At 73.1% G+C, this 14977-nt stretch carries 14 protein-coding genes; 6 read left to right on the top strand and 8 right to left on the bottom strand.

The window, feature by feature from the left end; translation table 11 throughout:
• Positions 1-59: 59 nt before the first annotated feature.
• Complete coding sequence (locus ACFVWY_RS05925) at positions 60-1274, top strand: ROK family protein (protein WP_389867707.1); 1215 nt, start codon at positions 60-62, stop codon at positions 1272-1274.
• Positions 1275-1417: 143 nt separating this feature from the next.
• Positions 1418-1705, top strand: a complete 288-nt coding sequence (locus ACFVWY_RS05920) for an SHOCT domain-containing protein (protein WP_389867705.1) — start codon at positions 1418-1420, stop codon at positions 1703-1705.
• Between the two features lie 33 nt (positions 1706-1738).
• On the opposite strand, the gene ACFVWY_RS05915 is transcribed toward ACFVWY_RS05920, so the two are convergent.
• Positions 1739-2257, bottom strand: a complete 519-nt coding sequence (locus tag ACFVWY_RS05915; protein ID WP_389867703.1) for an ATP-binding protein — start codon at positions 2255-2257, stop codon at positions 1739-1741.
• Positions 2258-2442: 185 nt separating this feature from the next.
• Positions 2443-2760, bottom strand: a complete 318-nt coding sequence (locus tag ACFVWY_RS05910) for a hypothetical protein (RefSeq protein ID WP_389867701.1) — start codon at positions 2758-2760, stop codon at positions 2443-2445.
• A 206-nt stretch (positions 2761-2966) separates the two neighbouring features.
• Here ACFVWY_RS05910 and ACFVWY_RS05905 point away from each other — a divergent pair, with 206 nt between their 5' ends.
• On the top strand, positions 2967-4097 hold the full coding sequence (locus ACFVWY_RS05905) for a PLP-dependent cysteine synthase family protein (RefSeq protein ID WP_389867699.1): 1131 nt from the start codon (positions 2967-2969) through the stop codon (positions 4095-4097).
• 434 nt (positions 4098-4531) lie between these two features.
• Here the strand turns inward: ACFVWY_RS05905 and ACFVWY_RS05900 are convergent, their stop codons facing one another.
• From ACFVWY_RS05900 to ACFVWY_RS05890, 3 genes are all read right to left on the bottom strand, one after another.
• Positions 4532-5011 carry an SRPBCC family protein gene (locus tag ACFVWY_RS05900; protein ID WP_389867697.1) on the bottom strand — a complete coding sequence of 160 codons (480 nt, stop codon included), beginning with the start codon at positions 5009-5011 and terminating at the stop codon, positions 4532-4534.
• Between the two features lie 58 nt (positions 5012-5069).
• Positions 5070-5510: an SRPBCC family protein gene (locus tag ACFVWY_RS05895; RefSeq protein WP_389867696.1), complete on the bottom strand. Its 441-nt coding sequence runs from the start codon at positions 5508-5510 to the stop codon at positions 5070-5072.
• A gap of 236 nt (positions 5511-5746) precedes the next feature.
• The gene (locus ACFVWY_RS05890) at positions 5747-6583 is read right to left on the bottom strand and encodes a DeoR/GlpR family DNA-binding transcription regulator (RefSeq protein WP_389867694.1); all 837 of its coding nucleotides are present in this window, start codon (positions 6581-6583) and stop codon (positions 5747-5749) included.
• Between the two features lie 271 nt (positions 6584-6854).
• On the opposite strand from ACFVWY_RS05890, the gene ACFVWY_RS05885 reads away from it, so the two are divergent.
• Positions 6855-9164: a hypothetical protein gene (locus ACFVWY_RS05885; protein WP_389867746.1), complete on the top strand. Its 2310-nt coding sequence runs from the start codon at positions 6855-6857 to the stop codon at positions 9162-9164.
• On the opposite strand, the gene ACFVWY_RS05880 is transcribed toward ACFVWY_RS05885, so the two are convergent.
• The 3 genes from ACFVWY_RS05880 to ACFVWY_RS05870 form a co-directional block, all read right to left on the bottom strand.
• Positions 9134-11572 carry a right-handed parallel beta-helix repeat-containing protein gene (locus tag ACFVWY_RS05880; protein ID WP_389867693.1) on the bottom strand — a complete coding sequence of 813 codons (2439 nt, stop codon included), beginning with the start codon at positions 11570-11572 and terminating at the stop codon, positions 9134-9136. The genes ACFVWY_RS05885 and ACFVWY_RS05880 overlap by 31 nt on opposite strands.
• Positions 11573-11724: 152 nt before the next feature.
• Positions 11725-12324 carry a hypothetical protein gene (locus tag ACFVWY_RS05875; RefSeq protein WP_389867691.1) on the bottom strand — a complete coding sequence of 200 codons (600 nt, stop codon included), beginning with the start codon at positions 12322-12324 and terminating at the stop codon, positions 11725-11727.
• 241 nt (positions 12325-12565) lie between these two features.
• The gene (locus ACFVWY_RS05870; protein ID WP_389867690.1) at positions 12566-13075 is read right to left on the bottom strand and encodes a DUF6643 family protein; all 510 of its coding nucleotides are present in this window, start codon (positions 13073-13075) and stop codon (positions 12566-12568) included.
• A 413-nt stretch (positions 13076-13488) separates the two neighbouring features.
• Here ACFVWY_RS05870 and ACFVWY_RS05865 point away from each other — a divergent pair, with 413 nt between their 5' ends.
• Entirely contained in the window at positions 13489-14130 is a 642-nt protein-coding gene (locus ACFVWY_RS05865) for a nucleotidyltransferase domain-containing protein (RefSeq protein WP_389867688.1), read from the top strand.
• Positions 14131-14178: 48 nt separating this feature from the next.
• A complete protein-coding gene (locus tag ACFVWY_RS05860) occupies positions 14179-14919 on the top strand; it encodes a type 1 glutamine amidotransferase (protein ID WP_389867686.1) in 741 nt (246 codons plus the stop codon).
• Positions 14920-14977: the final 58 nt, after the last annotated feature.

The following is a 14977-nucleotide window of genomic DNA, read 5'->3' as shown; positions in this document are numbered from 1 at the left end:
GGCGCCTTCGCGCCACCGTGGAGTCCGGCGGGGCCCGGGATCATGGGAGACTCGCCCCCATGAACGGCAAGGTGTCCACCACCCGGACAAAGCTGGAGAGGGGTCGCAGCGCGCTCGGACCCGCGCTGGAACTGATCCATACCGGACGCGCGCCCACCCGCGCCGTGCTCACCTCCGAGCTCGGCGTCACCCGGGCGACGGCCGGTGCGGTCGCCGCGGAGCTGGAGGCGCTCGGCCTGATCCAGGTCGACTCCCGGCCGGGCTCCGCCGCCGGTTCGCAGGGCCGCCCCTCGCACCGGCTGTCCGTCCGGGAGTCCGGCCCCGTCGTCATCGCCGCCCAGGTGCACGCCGACGGATTCCGGTCCGCTCTCGTCGGGCTCGGCGGCCGGCTCGTGGCCACCGCCCCCGGCTGTGTGACCGTCACCTCCGATCCGGCGCAGGTCATCGGTGAAGTGGTCGACGACTGTGCCCGGTTGCTGCGCGACAGCGGACTGCGCTGCGTCGGTGCGGGCCTCGCGGTGCCCTCGGCGGTCGCCGAACCGGAGGGCACCGCGCTCAACCCGCTGCACATCGCCTGGCCGGCCGGTGCCCCGGTGCGCGAGATCTTCGCCGACCGGGTCCGGGCGTCGGGAATCCCCGGACCCGCGTTCACCGGCAACGACGTCAACCTCGCCGCCCTCGCCGAGCACCGGCACGGCGCGGGGCGCGGCGCCCAGCACCTGCTCTGCGTGGCCACCGGCCACCGCGGCGTGGGCGGCGCACTGGTCCTGGACGGCCGTCTGCACACCGGGAGTTCGGGACTCGCGCTGGAGGTGGGCCACCTCACGGTGAACCCCGAGGGGCGCCCCTGCCACTGCGGCGGACGCGGCTGCCTGGACGTCGAGACCGACCCGCTGGCCTTCCTGACCGCCGCCCGCCGCGAACCCGGCCCCGAGGAGTCGCTGCTCAAGCAGTCCGGTGACCTGCTCCGTACGGAGCACGCGGACGCGGCGGTACGCGGGGCGGCCGAGGAGCTGATCGACCGGCTCGGCCTCGGGCTCGCCGGGCTGGTCAACATCCTCAACCCGGACCGCATCATCCTCGGCGGACTGCACCGCGCCCTGCTCGACGCGGACCCGGAACGGCTGCGCGCGGTGGTCGCCGACCGGAGCCTGTGGGGGCGCAGCGGCAGCGTGCCCATCCTGCCGTGCACGCTCGACCACAACAGCCTGGTCGGTGCCGCGGAACTGGCCTGGCAGCCGGTGCTGGACGACCCGCTGACCGTGCTGGCCTGACCCGGCGACAGCACTCACGCGTACTCCCGAAGGGGTACGCGCACGGCCGCCGGCCGTACGACGACACCGCCCCCGCTCCGGGCGAGGCTCGGGAGTGTCGGGAACCCCCGACCACACCACCTCAACCGAGGGAGCCGAGTGAGATGAACACCCTGGCGCACAGCGGCGGACCCGGGCCCTGGATCCTTTTCCTCCCGATCGTCTGGGCGGCCGTCGTCATCGGCGGCGCCACCCTGGTGCGCCGTACCGCGCGGCGCGGACGGCGCACCCCCTGGCAGGCCCGTGCCGCCGAGGCGGCTGCCGAACCGGCACCGATCGCCCTGCTCGGCCGCCGCTTCGCGGCCGGTGAGATCGAGGAGGAGGAGTACTGGCGCCGGCTCTCCGTCCTGGACGAGCAGTTCGGCCGGAGTGCCAAGGGCGGCCTGGCCTGACCGCCGCCGCCCCGGCGCCCCGGTCCGGGCGGATCAGCCGACCGCCACGGACCGCGCGGTGGACGGCGTACGGCTGCCCAGATACGTGACGGGGCACGGGGCGAAGGGGCCGTCGGTGGTCGCCCCGTACACCGGACAGGGGGGAGGGGCGGCCCGGGGAGGGGCCGGAAGGGTGAACCAGACCGCCTTTCCGGCTCCGCCGCTCAGGCGGACCCCCCAGCTCTCGCTGACGGCGGCGATGAGCGCGAGCCCGCGCCCCGAGGTACTGGACATGCTGGGCCCGCGCACGGTCGGCAGCCGTGGGTCGTGGTCGTGGACGGACACCGTGAGCCGTTCGAGCAGCAGCTCCATCTCGACGGTGCATGTTTTGTCCGGCTGGGCGTGCCGGTGGACGTTGGTCAGCAGTTCGGTGACGCCGAGGGCGGCCTGGTCGACCAAGGGGTCGAGATGCCAGGAGCGCAACTGCGCCGAGATGATTCTGCGGACCTGACCGATCCGCGACGGCAGGGCCTGGAGCTCCACCGTGCAGTGCCTGCTTGGCTCGCTGATCACGGCTGCGACTCCCCGAAAGAGGTCCGGAAGAAGACGGAGAAACGGATCCAGCAGCTGGCGGCTGCTGATTCGGTTCCGGCGGCGCGGATCACGCTGTCACCGCCGGTGAACCGTGAGTGACGTGTCCAATGTCACTCAGGGGTCGCCGCTCCGCAACTCGCGGCCGCCGGGTGCCGCCGCCCGTGTCAGGTCGTCCGGCCGCCCGCGCTGCGCAGCGTCTCCAGGAACCGGCGCGCCGGGCCGGTCCGGTCGGGTCCGTGGTTGCGCTGGCCCATCGTCAGCCGGTAGCGCGTCCCGTTGAGGCGGGCCACCGTGGCCTCGGACCCGGCGAACCAGGGCCGACCTGCGCTGACCGTCCCGACCGGGGCGCTGTCGATCTCCCGGCCGTTACTGGTCAGCAGGGCCAGCCTGCCGTCCTTGACGACCACCTGTCCGGCCCTGGTGAGTGAACGGGCCCATCGCTCGATCCGGACCCCCGTCGCACTGAACTCCGTTTCCTTCATGACTGCTTCGCCCCCTTCATGGCACTTCTGATGGGCAGTCTGCACAATGCCGGGCCGGTACGCCAGGCCGCGTGCGGACCGGGCGCCCCGGCCACCGGGCCCGAGGGGGCCAAGGCAGTGCTATGGGACATCAAAGTGAACGTTTTTGCAGGTGGGGAGGGTAGGTTGCGGGGGACGGCGACAGCGGCACGAGGAGGAACGGGCTGATGGGTACCGAGACGCACGAGCACGCCGGACGGATCGTGGAGACGGTCGACATCGACCGCTCCGACGCCGAGTACCGGGCCTGGCTCAAAGAGGCGGTGCGCAAGGTGCAGGCCGACGCCAACCGCTCCGCCGACACCCATCTGCTGCGCTTCCCGCTGCCCGAGGCATGGGGCATCGACCTCTACCTGAAGGACGAGTCGACGCACCCCACCGGCAGCCTCAAGCACCGGCTGGCCCGCTCGCTCTTCCTGTACGGGCTGTGCAACGGCTGGATCCGGCCGGGCAAGCCGGTGATCGAGGCGTCCAGCGGCTCGACGGCCGTCTCGGAGGCGTACTTCGCCAAGCTGATCGGCGTCCCGTTCATCGCCGTGATGCCCCGCACCACCAGCCCCGAGAAGTGCCGGCTGATCGAATTCCACGGCGGCCGATGTCACTTCGTCGACGATTCCCGGAAGATGTACGAGGAGTCCGTGACGCTCGCCGAGGCGTCCGGCGGCCACTACATGGACCAGTTCACCTACGCCGAGCGGGCCACCGACTGGCGCGGCAACAACAACATCGCCGAGTCGATCTACCAGCAGCTGCGGCTGGAGCGCTACCCGGAGCCGACCTGGATCGTCGCGACCGCCGGGACCGGCGGCACCTCCGCGACCATCGCCCGCTATGTGCACTACATGCAGTTCGACACCCGGATCTGTGTGCCCGACCCGGAGAACTCCTGCTTCTTCGACGGCTGGACCCACCACAACCCGCTGGCGACCAGTGACTGCGGCTCCCGGATCGAGGGCATCGGGCGGCCCCGGATGGAACCGAGCTTCGTGCCCGGGGCGATCGACCGGATGATGAAGGTGCCAGACGCCGCGAGCGTCGCGGCCGTACGCGCCCTGGAACAGGCCATCGGCCGCAAGGCGGGCGGTTCCACCGGCACAGGACTCTGGAGCGCGTTCACCCTGGTCGCCGAGATGGTCGAGCAGGGCACCACCGGCAGCGTCGTCACCCTGATCTGTGACCCGGGCGACCGATACCTCGACAAGTACTACTCCGACGAATGGCTCGCCGAACAGGGCCTGGACATCGCCCCGTACGCGGCGACGATCGACTCCTTCCTGACCGACGGCAACTGGCCCTGACCGGCGGGTTGCCCGGGACCGGCGGCCCGGTCGGTGCCGGCGCCCGCTCTCCGCTTCCACCGCCGCGCCCGAACGACGTTCCGTCGGCGCGCCGTTCCCGGCCGTCACCTGGCGAACAGCGGGTCCATGACGGCGTGGCCTCCCCGGCCGGGCGCTGTCGGCATCCCTTGTCCCGGGCGGGAGCCGCGGTGCCTGCTGCCGTCCCGCGGCGGATGCGGGCGCGCACAGGCGCTTTCTGGGCCAGCGGAGCGCGGCTTGCCGGGGGCGGCGCGCCCGGCCAGGGCCTCCGGCGCCGCCCGGAGGCCCTGGCACATCTCCGGCGAAGCGCCGGGGCCGCCCGGACGAGCGCGGCCCTGGCACCGGCGGATGGCTTCCGCTGCCCAGGCCCGCGGTGACCTGGCCGTCGCGTGACGACGGACGCCCGGTGACCGGACCTACGGGGCGGACCCGGCCAGCCGCCGGTCGAGATTGCGCACCGCGTCCCGGAAGGCCCGGCCCACCCCCGGCCGGGCCAGCCGCAGGACCAGCCGGTAGAGCGCGGAACCGTCCGCGGCGAACGTCCACTGTACCCGGGTGCCCGTTCCGGCGGGGGTGAGCCGCCACTCCTCCAGCAGGGCCCGCATGCCAGGCGCGCTGGCCCGGTCGGCCCGGTACGCGTACCGCTCACCGGGCTCCGTGGCCAGGATCGTCTCGTGGATCACGAAGCCGCCCTTGAGCCGGACCTCGCGGCCCGCGCCGTCCTCGGTGGGCCGGGCGGCCGTCACCGCCGTGAACCAGCCCGGCCAGCCCGGCACATCGTCGGCGAGCGCGTGGTACACCGCCTCCGGCGACGCGGTCACCTCGGCGGCGAAGACCAGCCGCACCGGAGCGGTAGCGACGAATTCAAGCTCCACGGAACGGAGTCGGCGTGACATGGAACGCACCTCCCGTGCGGTCGGCGGACGGGTCGCGCACACCCTAGCTGACGCAGTGTCAGCTGTCTTCCGCCAGGAGGCCGTCCAGTACCCGGCCGAAGATCCGCCGCCCCGCGCGGGCGAGTACCGGATCGCACCACCGGGGCAGCAGCCGGACGCTCAGCTCCTCCACCCACACCACATGCGAGCCGGAATCCGTCGGACAGACGTCGATCGATGCCCGGCCCCGCACCAGCCAGCCGCGCTTCTCCAGCCCGCACAGACCCGCCCGGCCGGTGACGGGCGGTGTCCACCGCACCACTTCCATCGGATCGTCGAACCCCAGCGGCCCCACCCCGGTACGCGCCACGAAGACGGTCCCGACCCCGGTCGGCAGGCCCTGCGGGACGGTGATCGCGGTCAGCGGAACATGCGCGGCGTGCCGTTCCCAGTCCGTCACCCGGCACCAGGACTCGGTGGCGGGCAGGGAGGTGAAGCGCTCGATCCGGAAGACGGCCACCTGGCGATCCTAGGGCCTCTCGTTTGGATCATGCCGGGCTCGCGGGGGCCGGCACGCACATCTGCCGCGTTGTCGTCAGTCACCGACGCTCCGCGTCGGCTCCTTCCTCCGCCTTGCAGCTGCACGCACCAGCCCCCGCTCCCTGATCCAGCCTGATCCAAACGAAAGACCCTAGCCGTGCCCGACTAGTCGGGCAGTCCGTCCCTCGGGTGGCGGACGCCGCTGGAGGGACGGACTCAGGCCCCGCCGTCCGCGCCCCGGCCCGCCACCACCAGACCCGGCAGGTGCTCCGTTATCTCCTCGCGGGCGGCGGCCGAAAGCCCGGCGTCCGTCACGAAGGTGTCCACCTGCTCCAGCGTCGCGAACGAACTCAGGCCCACCGTGCCCCACTTGGTGTGATCGGCGACCACCACCACCCGCCGGGCCGACTGGACGAACCGGCGGTTGGTCTCCGCCTCCGCGAGATTCGGCGTCGAGAGCCCGGCCTCCACGGAGATCCCGTGCACCCCGAGGAACAGCACATCGAAGTGGAGGGTGGCGATCGCCTGATCGGCGACCGGCCCGACCAGCGAGTCCGAAGGCGTACGGACCCCGCCGGTGAGCACCACCATGGCAGCCCCGGGCCGCATCCCGGACGCCCCCGACGTCCGCGTCGCGGCGTGGAAGACATCGGCGACCCGCACCGAATTGGTCACCACCGTCAGATCGGGCACCTCCAGCAAGTGCTGGGCCAGCGCGAACGTCGTCGTACCGCCGGAGAGCGCGATCGCGCTGCCCGGCACCGCCATGGCCGCCGCCGCCCGTGCGATGTCCTCCTTGGCGGTCAGCTCCAACGCGGACTTCGCCTCGAAACCCGGCTCATGCGTACTGGCCTCGACCACCGGCACGGCCCCGCCGTGCACCTTCTCGACGACCCCCTGGCGGGCCAGCGCGTCCAGATCCCGGCGCACCGTCATGTCGGAGACATTGAGCCTGCGCGTCAACTCGTTGACCCGGACCCCGCCGCGCCTGCGCACCTCGTCGAGGATCAGGGCGCGCCGCTGCTCCGCGAGCAGGTTCTGATTCTCGCTCAACGCCGGTTCGGTCCTTCCTCTGGCCGTGCGGCAGTCTCTTCGAACGGGCTCATCCTGCCACGCGGTGTGGTGCCCCGCCGCACTGGGGAGATTCCGGGAGAGCGGTGCGGCCACCGGCTCCTGCCACGATCCTGATGACACCGCGTCAACGCCCCCCACACCATCCAGAGAGCGAGTCACCCCCGTGCCATCTGCCCCCCAGGCCCCGCAGAGTCCGGGGCCCGCACTGGAACTGCTGGTCCACGGCGTGGGCGGCGCCACCCCCCAGGAGATGCTCGACGATCCGCGCACCGTCCGCGTCACCGGCGACGCGACCGCCGCCATCTACCGGCGCGCCGAGGACACACACGCCGAGCAGCACCCGGAGCGCTACCGGGACCGGCCCATCCCCGAGGCCTACTGCTGGTCCAACCTGACCTCGGGCAACAGCTCCCGCGCCCTGTGGCTGCTGCTGCTCCCGTTCATGGTGGTCAACCTCGCCCACTGGATGCGCCCCACCGCCCGCTCCCGCACCCGGGCGGTGCGCCTGTACGGCGTCCTCGTCCGCCTCGTCGCGCTCAGCCTGACCGTGCTGCTCACCGCGGCCGCCTGCGAGGTGGCGCTCGACCTGGCGGCCTGGCAGTGCGCGGGCGTACCGGCCTGCTCCAACCAGCGCTCCTGGCTCGGTTTCCTGTCCACCGCCCAGGGCGGCTGGTGGTCCCAGCCAGGCCGCAGGCTCGCCCTCGCCGCCGTGGTCCCCACCGCCCTGGTGGCGCTGCTGTGGTTCCTGTCCAACCGCACCTGGAGCGCGTACGAGTCGCAGCGCACGCTCACCGGCTCCGCGCCCGACGAGGACACCTACGACCCCACGCCCGGCCCCGGCCCCGGCGGCACCGCGCAGCCCGGCGCCCCCGCCCTCGCCCGGCCCGGTTTCTGGTACGGCCGCCGGCTGGTCGCCCGGCTGCGCGCCGCGCACACCGCCGCCGGGTTCCTGACCGTCGCCGCGTCCGTCGCGGGCGCCGCGGCCCGCCATGACCGGGCCGTCACCGGACCCGTGCCCGCCTTCGCCGGAGCCCTGATCGAGGCGGCACTGGTGCTGTGCGCGCTCGTGGTGCTCTGGGTGGTCTGCCGCCGAGGCCGCAGCGAACGGCGCCTGGACAACGTGCTCGACCGTGCCCTCATCACCTACCTGCCCGGCGTGGCGATCGGCCTGCTCGTCCTCGCCGCGGGGTACGCCGCCTGGTCCCGCCCCGGCTGGGTCTCGTCCGGCTCACTGCCCGGCGACCCCGCCTTCAGCTTCCTCGCCGTCAGCCAGGGCACCCTCGTCGTGGTGCTCGCGGCGGTGTCACTCGGCCTGTACCGCCGCAGCCCCGAGGACCGCACGGTCCTGTACGGGCTGGGCGGACCGGTGGTCGCGATGCTCGCCTGCGCCCTCGGCGGGGTGATGAGCGGCGGGGTCTCGCAGCGCGTCGCCGACTGGCTCGACGGCCCCGGCACCCCCGGCATGGGCAAGAGCTCGGTCATCCCGGGACCGCCGGTCCTGCTCAGCTGGCAGGCATCGGTCATCCCGGTGCTCCTGGTGCTGCTCGCCGTGCCGGCCCTGGTCCTGCTCGTACGGACCTGGCTCGCCGCCCGCGCCCTGGAACCCGGGATCGACCGGGAGTACGCGCAGGAGGAGCCGGAGCCCGCCCGGACCCGGAAGATCGCCCGCGTACGGGCCGCTGCCGCGCTCACCGACTCCGTGGCCTGGATGCTCGGCCCGGTCTGCGGCGCCGCCCTGCTGCTCGGCGCGGGGGCGGTCTTCGGGGCCTGGCTGAGCGGGGAGGTCCCCGGGCTCGCGATGAAGGGCAGCGGGGCCTTCCTCGAATCCGTCGCCCAGGCCGCCCAGTCCACCGGCTCCTGGATGGTCGGACTCGGCTTCATCCTCTTCGTCACCTGTGGCCGCCGCGCCTACCGCGACGCCTCCGCCCGGCGCACCATCGGCATCCTCTGGGACGTCGGTACGTTCTGGCCGCGCGCCGCCCATCCCTTCGCCCCGCCCTGCTACGCCGAGCGTGCCGTCCCCGACCTGGCCTCGCGGATGTCCGGCTGGACCGGGCTGACCCATGGCAGGCTCGTCATCTCCGGGCACTCCCAGGGCAGCGTGCTGGCCGCCGCCGCGGTCTGGCAACTGCCCGCCCACACCCGCAGCCGGGTCGCCCTGCTCACCTACGGCTCGCCGATCGAGCGGCTGTACGGGCGCTGGTTCCCGGCCTACTTCGGCACCGGACCGCTGCACGTGCTGCACCGGTCCGTGCACTGCTGGCGCAACCTGTGGCGGGCCACCGACCCGATCGGCGGCCGGGTCCGGCTCGACGACGTCCCCGGGCCCGAGGTGGACCGCGGCCCCCTGAAGGACCCGCTGGTCTACGGCCGCACCCCGGAGCATCCGCTGCCCGAGGCGATCCTCGGGCACGGCGACTACCAGGCCGACCCGGTCTTCGCCCAGGAACGGGCCACGCTGCTGGAACGCCTCGAACCGGTCGTGCCCCGGCAGACGGCCGGGACCGACGGCGCCGAGGCGGCACAGGGTCAGGGCAGTTCCGGCAAGTCCTCGGGGTAGAGCAGGGTGAGGTCGTCCGTGCTCGGCTCGTCGAGCTGGGCGACCCGCCCCGCGTGCCGCTCCACCATCGACTCGAAGGTCTGGCGCGCGGTGCGGCCGTTGCCGAACGCCGGGCCCTTGGGAAGCCCGGTGAAGTACTTCAGCAGCGCCTCCCCGGTCCCCGAGGCCAGGCGGTACTCGTGCTCGTCGGCCTGCTGCCCGACGATCCGCAGCAGCTCGGCGGGCTCGTAGTCGCTGAAGGTGATGGTCCGGGAGAAACGGGATGCCACACCGGGGTTGACGGTGAGGAACCGCTCCATCTCGTGGGTGTACCCGGCGACGATGACGACCACCGCGTCCCGGTGGTCCTCCATCAGCTTCACCAGGGTGTCGATCGCCTCCCGGCCGAAGTCCCGGCCGGAGTCCTCGGGCGACAGGGCGTACGCCTCGTCGACGAACAGCACCCCGCCACGCGCCCGGTCGAAGGCCTCCTGGGTCCGGATGGCGGTCGAGCCGATGTGCTCACCGACCAGGTCGACCCGGGACACCTCGATCAGATGGCCCCGCTCCAGCACACCGAGCGAGGCGAGGATCTCACCGTAGAGCCGTGCCACGGTGGTCTTGCCGGTGCCGGGGGAACCGGTGAAGACCAGGTGGCGCCGGACCGACGCGGCCTTCAGCCCGGCCTCCCGACGGCGCCGGCCCACCTCGATCATGTCGGTCAGGGCCCGCACCTCGCGCTTCACGCTGTCCAGACCCACCAGAGCGTCCAGCTCCGCCAGCACCGCGTCCGAGGGGCGCGCCGGGCCGGTGGCGGGTGCCTTGGCCGGGTCGGGCTCGACAGCACGCTGTCCGGGGAGCCGGCCGAGCAGTCCGGGGGTGGTCTGGGTGGCCGTCAGCACGGCGGGTGCCGGGGGAGCGGGGGAGCGCAGCGCGCTCTCGTCGCTCGTGCAGTCCTCCACGACGGGGCCGGTCCCCTGCCCGTCACCCCGGGTGACGGGCGGCTCGGCGAACTCGTACCCCCCGCGCGCGCACCGCTCGGTCCGGCAGCGGGTCAGTGTCGTACGGCAGCCGTCCATCACGTGGAAGCCGTAGCCGTCGCTTCCGGTGACCCGGCAGCCGTTGAACGTGCCACGGCCCTCGGCGGAGACGTAGAAACCGGCCTCGGCGGGTGAGGTGACCGTGCAGCGCTCGATCGTCGGGTCGGCGCCCTTGGTCACGATCACGCCGGTCTGGACGGTGTCGACCGTGCAGTTGTTCAGCGTGCCGCCGCTGCCGTGGTCGCGGAACCACGCGCCGGTGGACGTCTCGCGGATGCGGCAGTCGTCGAGCTGCGCGGTCGCCCCGTCGCTCACCGACACGGCGGTGTTGCGGACCTGGGAGAGATCACTGTCCACGACATCGGCGCGCGAGCCCCGGTCGAGCACGAAGAGGGCGTCCGGCACGTCATGGACCCGGCAGGAGTCCAGTATCACCGTCGCCCCGTCGCTCACCCAGACCGCGGGGTAGTCGCCCGTACTGTCGTGGATCTCGCACTGGTTGGCGTCGACACGGGTGCCGGGATCCCACACCGAGAGGCCGTTGCGGCCGAAGCGGCGCACCGTGGACCGGGTCAGGGTGAGTACCGAGCGGGACCGCAGGTCGACCGCGTTCTCCGGGATGTCGTGGATGTCGCAGTCGGCCAGTGTCAGCACGGCGTCGGTGTCGAGCGTCACCCCGTCCGCCGATGTGCGGTGCACCGTGCAGTCGGTGAGGTGGGCGGACGCGCGGGAGGTGACCTGGACGCCGCTGCCCTTGATCTCGTACACCTCGCAGCCGACGCCCTCCAGGGCGCTGCCCTCCCCGGTGACGCTCAGCCCCGCGCCCGAGGCGTGGTGGATCCGGCAGCGCTCCAGCCGGGGATGCGCGCCGTCACGCACCGAGACGCCGGCCTGCCCGGCGGAGACCACCTCGCACTCCTCGAACACGCCCCCCGCGCCGTCGAGTACGGCCAGGCCCGCTCCGGCGGGGTTGTCGACCGTGCAGCGGCGCACCGTCGGACGGGCGCCGCCCCGCACCTCGATACCGGCGGCGGAGCGGGTGACGATCCGCAGGTCAGCGATCTCCGGCGCGCCGTCCTCGATCAGCAGCGCGGGCGCCGTCGAGTCCTGTCCCTCCACATGGAGGTCCGAGACGACGGCGGAGGCGCGGACGGTCAGCGGAACGCCGTCGACCGGCGCGATCCGTACGGAGCCGACCGAGCCCTCGGTGCCGCGCAGGGTCACCGCCCGGTGCAGCACCAGATTCTCCCGGTAGGTGCCCGGCGCGACGGTGAGGACGTCACCGTCGGCCGCGGCCTCCAGGGCTGCGGTGAGGGAGGCGTACTCGCCTGTGCGGCGCCGCCACCGCGAAGTTCCGGTGTGCGTCACCTGGACCGTGCCCTGTGCCATGGCGCTGTTGTGCCCCCACCTCGTGCGTGCGTGGTGCCCGTGTCACCGGCCTTCCGGCAGCGGTGAGTCCCGGGACCGCCCACCGGGAAACCGGGCGGGCCGGTCCACCGTAGCGCGCGCGGCGGGCGGGAGTTGCCCCGATCAGCAGCCGATCAGATGCCGGTCCCGGTCCTGCCCCAGTCCGGACCGGTCCTGGCCCACTCCTGGTCGATCCGGTCGTACCTCGTCTTCTGCATGCGCCGGACGACCAGCTGCCGGACGGCCTCGACCGCGCCGGCCGCGAGCAGCGCGGTACCGACCCCGGCCAGCACCGCGTGGGCGTGCGCGGTGGCCGCGTCCATCGGACGGGGGACGGGGCGGCCCTCGCGGTCCGTCCAGAGCTCTACCCGGGCGCCGGGGCCGGTGCGCCAGGACCGGACCGGCACGGTGCCCTGCCGCTTCGTGCCGTCCGGGGCCCGCCAGCGCGCGACCACCAGGGTCTGCCGGGAGCGCTGCGAGGACGTCTCGGGACCGGAGGCGGGGCGCGGGCCCTGCGGCGACCGGCGCACCACGACGGCGGTGGTGGCGTGGCGCCCGGCCCGCTGGGCCCGCACCGACTCCTGCAGGGAGTCGTCGGTCCGCGCTCCGCACACCCAGCCCAGCGCGGGCGCCGCCAGCACCATGAGGAGCAGCGCGGCCAGCGCCGCCCACGCCTCGCGCCGGTCGGTCGCGCGGCGCAGGCGATTGCCCCGCCAGCGCCATACACCCGTCACCGCTCGCACCGTCCCACGCCCCCTTCCGTCCGTATCCGTCTCAGCCCGGTACGGGTCACCTCATGCGTGCGCGGCGGGGCGAGAACGCGGCCTCACTCCCGTCCGGCGCCCGCAGCACTTTCACGCGTCCCCGCTCCTCCTCTCCGTCCGGCTGACGAACCGTCCGGTGCGGGAACGCGGAAGCCGCTGCCGAGTCCCCATGGCTCGCCAGCGGCTCCGTACGGCCGTGTGTGACGCCGGATCAGTACCCCCGGCCCTGGTAGGGGCGGTTGTACGGATCCTCGTAGGGCGCCGGGGCCGGGCGGGGCGCAGGGGCGGGCGCGGGGCGCGGTGCCGCCGGGCGCATCGCCTCGTAGCCGGTGCCCTGCACGGGCCGCTGCGGCTGCTGGGGATGGGGCGCGGGGTAACCGCCGCGTGCCGTGACGGGCTGCTGCGGGATGTACGGCGCCGGCGCGTGCTGCAGCGGCGCGTGCTGCACCGGCGCGGGCTGCATCGGCGTGTACCCCTGGGGGGACGCCGGCTGCGGGTAGCCGTACGACGGAGCGGGAGGGGTGGGGGCCGCGGGAAGGGCCGGCAACGCCGCCGGGAGGGCGGGCAGATAGCTGTTGCCGGTGTCGTAGGCGGCCGGGACTCGGATCGGAGCGATCTGAGGGGTGCCCCGCTCCGCGACCAGGGAGTCGTAGATCGGAGTGTCGGGGAACGACGGTGCGGCGTAGTAGCCGCCGCCGAAGGTGGAGCGGGGGGACGTCATGACACCTAAGTTAAGCCCACGATGTGCCGGTTGGGGAGTCCCCATCTCGGGGTCATCCGATTTACGCTGATTCTGTCGGCGCGAGCTGCTGAAGCATCGCTATATCCGCCGTGAACGGCGGCCCTTTTACGGTGGCGGGCCGCACGGCTCACGAATAGTGGCCGCCGGGCCGCAAAGGGTGACATCCGCGCGGCGTTCTCCGGGGCGGAGGATGCCGGCTCCGAACGCTTTCACCGGAGCGGTAAATGCGGGAAAGAGTTCAGCCGGTAAAATTTCTGTGAGGTATGCACGGGTGCTTGATCGGTCCGGTAGCGGTGATACGACGACAACCCGCACATGCGAAGCGGAAGTTCGGCGAGCTGTCATGACCGCGATGACAGCGGTCGGGGGCATCCCCGCAGTATCGTGGCCCGATGACTGAACTCCCGCCACCTGGTGGCATCGTGGCCGGTGCGGACGAACTGGAAGCCCGATGGTCGGATGCCTGGCGACCGGAGCAGATCGCGGAGCGGCTGCGCGGAATCGATACACCGTGGTGCGTCGCGGCCGGCTGGGCGCTGGATCTGTTCCGCGGGGAGCAATCGCGGGCGCATGGCGATCTGGAGATCGCGGCGCCCGCAGCGGATTTTCCGGAGATTCGGGCCCGATTCCCCGATCATGTCTTCGACGCGGTCGGTTCGGGGCGTATCTGGGAGGCGGCGGGAGCCGAGGTTCTGGCGGCCACGCACCAGACATGGGCGCGGGATCCGGCGAGCGGTCAGTTCTTGTTCGACGTGTTCCGCGAGCCGCACGAGGGCGCGCTGTGGATCTGCCGTCGCGACCCGGAACTGCGGCTGCCCTACGACGAGGTCATCGGGCACACACCGGACGGCATCCCCTATCTGCTGCCAGAACTGGTGCTGCTGTTCAAGGCCAAGGCCGCGCGGCCCAAGGACCAGGCGGACTTCCACGGGGTGCTGCCGCTGCTGGACCGGGCGCGACGGCACCGCCTGAGCGCATGGCTGGAGCGCGTTCACCCCGCACACGCGTGGCTGGCGGAACTGACGGAACGGTAGACGGACCCGCCGCGCACCACGGCGCGGACGACGACAAGGAGCGGCGCGATGAGCGGCACCGGCGTGACAGCCACGGCACTGGTGGTGCAGAACGTCTCCGGAGGAGGACCGGGGCGCTGGGCCGCATGGCTGACGGAGCGGGGCGTCACGGTGCGGGTGGTCCGGGCCCACGAGGGCGCCCCGCTCCCGGACCGGCTGGAGGACTCCGCGCTCGTCGTGCTCGGCGGCGCCTTCCTCCCCGATGACGATGTCCGCGCGCCCTGGCTGCCCGCGGTCCGGGCACTGCTACGCCAGGCACTCGCCGAGCGGACGCCGGTGTTCGGCATCTGTCTCGGGGGCCAGATGCTCGCCCATGTCGCCGGTGGCGAGGTGCGTGGGCACCACGGGCCCCCCGAGTTCGGCAGTACCCGGCTCGACCTGCGTCCCGAGGCGTCCGACGACCCGCTGTTCCACGGGCTGCCCGCACACGTGTCGGCCATCGAGAACCACGTCGACGCCATCACCGCGCTTCCCGCGGGCGCCCACTGGCTGGTCCGCAGCGAGCACTGCCCCTACCAGGCCTTCCGCATCGGCTCCGCGGCGTGGGGCGTGCAGTTCCACCCGGAGAACACCGCCGAGCGGATCCGCGGCTGGAACAGCGACCGCCTGCACCGCAATGGCGCGCCCACCCCGCAGACCCTGCACGCTCGGGCGCTGCGGGACGAACCGGCGGCCACCGAGACCTGGCGCACCGTCGCCCACCGCTTCGCGGACATCGTGACCGGGACGGCCCGGAAACCAGGGCCCTGACCCGGTGTCACCAGCCGACGGGCGCCGAATCGACGCCGCGCGCCACGTCCGCGTGCTC

The sequence above is a fragment of the Streptomyces sp. NPDC058195 genome, assembly GCF_042883525.1.
In the GTDB taxonomy this organism is placed as follows: Bacteria; Actinomycetota; Actinomycetes; order Streptomycetales; family Streptomycetaceae; genus Streptomyces.
This window is presented reverse-complemented; position numbering and strand designations above follow the sequence as displayed.

Bases quoted from the DNA above. Each gene is read 5' to 3' on its own strand.
- ACFVWY_RS05880 (WP_389867693.1), bottom strand. From the start codon at position 11,572: ATGGCACAGGGCACGGTCCAGGTGACGCACACCGGAACTTCGCGGTGG.
- ACFVWY_RS05885 (WP_389867746.1), top strand. From the start codon at position 6,855: ATGCTCGACGATCCGCGCACCGTCCGCGTCACCGGCGACGCGACCGCC.
- ACFVWY_RS05900 (WP_389867697.1), bottom strand. From the start codon at position 5,011: ATGTCACGCCGACTCCGTTCCGTGGAGCTTGAATTCGTCGCTACCGCT.
- ACFVWY_RS05865 (WP_389867688.1), top strand. From the start codon at position 13,489: ATGACTGAACTCCCGCCACCTGGTGGCATCGTGGCCGGTGCGGACGAA.
- ACFVWY_RS05920 (WP_389867705.1), top strand. From the start codon at position 1,418: ATGAACACCCTGGCGCACAGCGGCGGACCCGGGCCCTGGATCCTTTTC.
- ACFVWY_RS05860 (WP_389867686.1), top strand. From the start codon at position 14,179: ATGAGCGGCACCGGCGTGACAGCCACGGCACTGGTGGTGCAGAACGTC.
- ACFVWY_RS05910 (WP_389867701.1), bottom strand. From the start codon at position 2,760: ATGAAGGAAACGGAGTTCAGTGCGACGGGGGTCCGGATCGAGCGATGG.
- ACFVWY_RS05870 (WP_389867690.1), bottom strand. From the start codon at position 13,075: ATGACGTCCCCCCGCTCCACCTTCGGCGGCGGCTACTACGCCGCACCG.
- ACFVWY_RS05905 (WP_389867699.1), top strand. From the start codon at position 2,967: ATGGGTACCGAGACGCACGAGCACGCCGGACGGATCGTGGAGACGGTC.
- ACFVWY_RS05925 (WP_389867707.1), top strand. From the start codon at position 60: ATGAACGGCAAGGTGTCCACCACCCGGACAAAGCTGGAGAGGGGTCGC.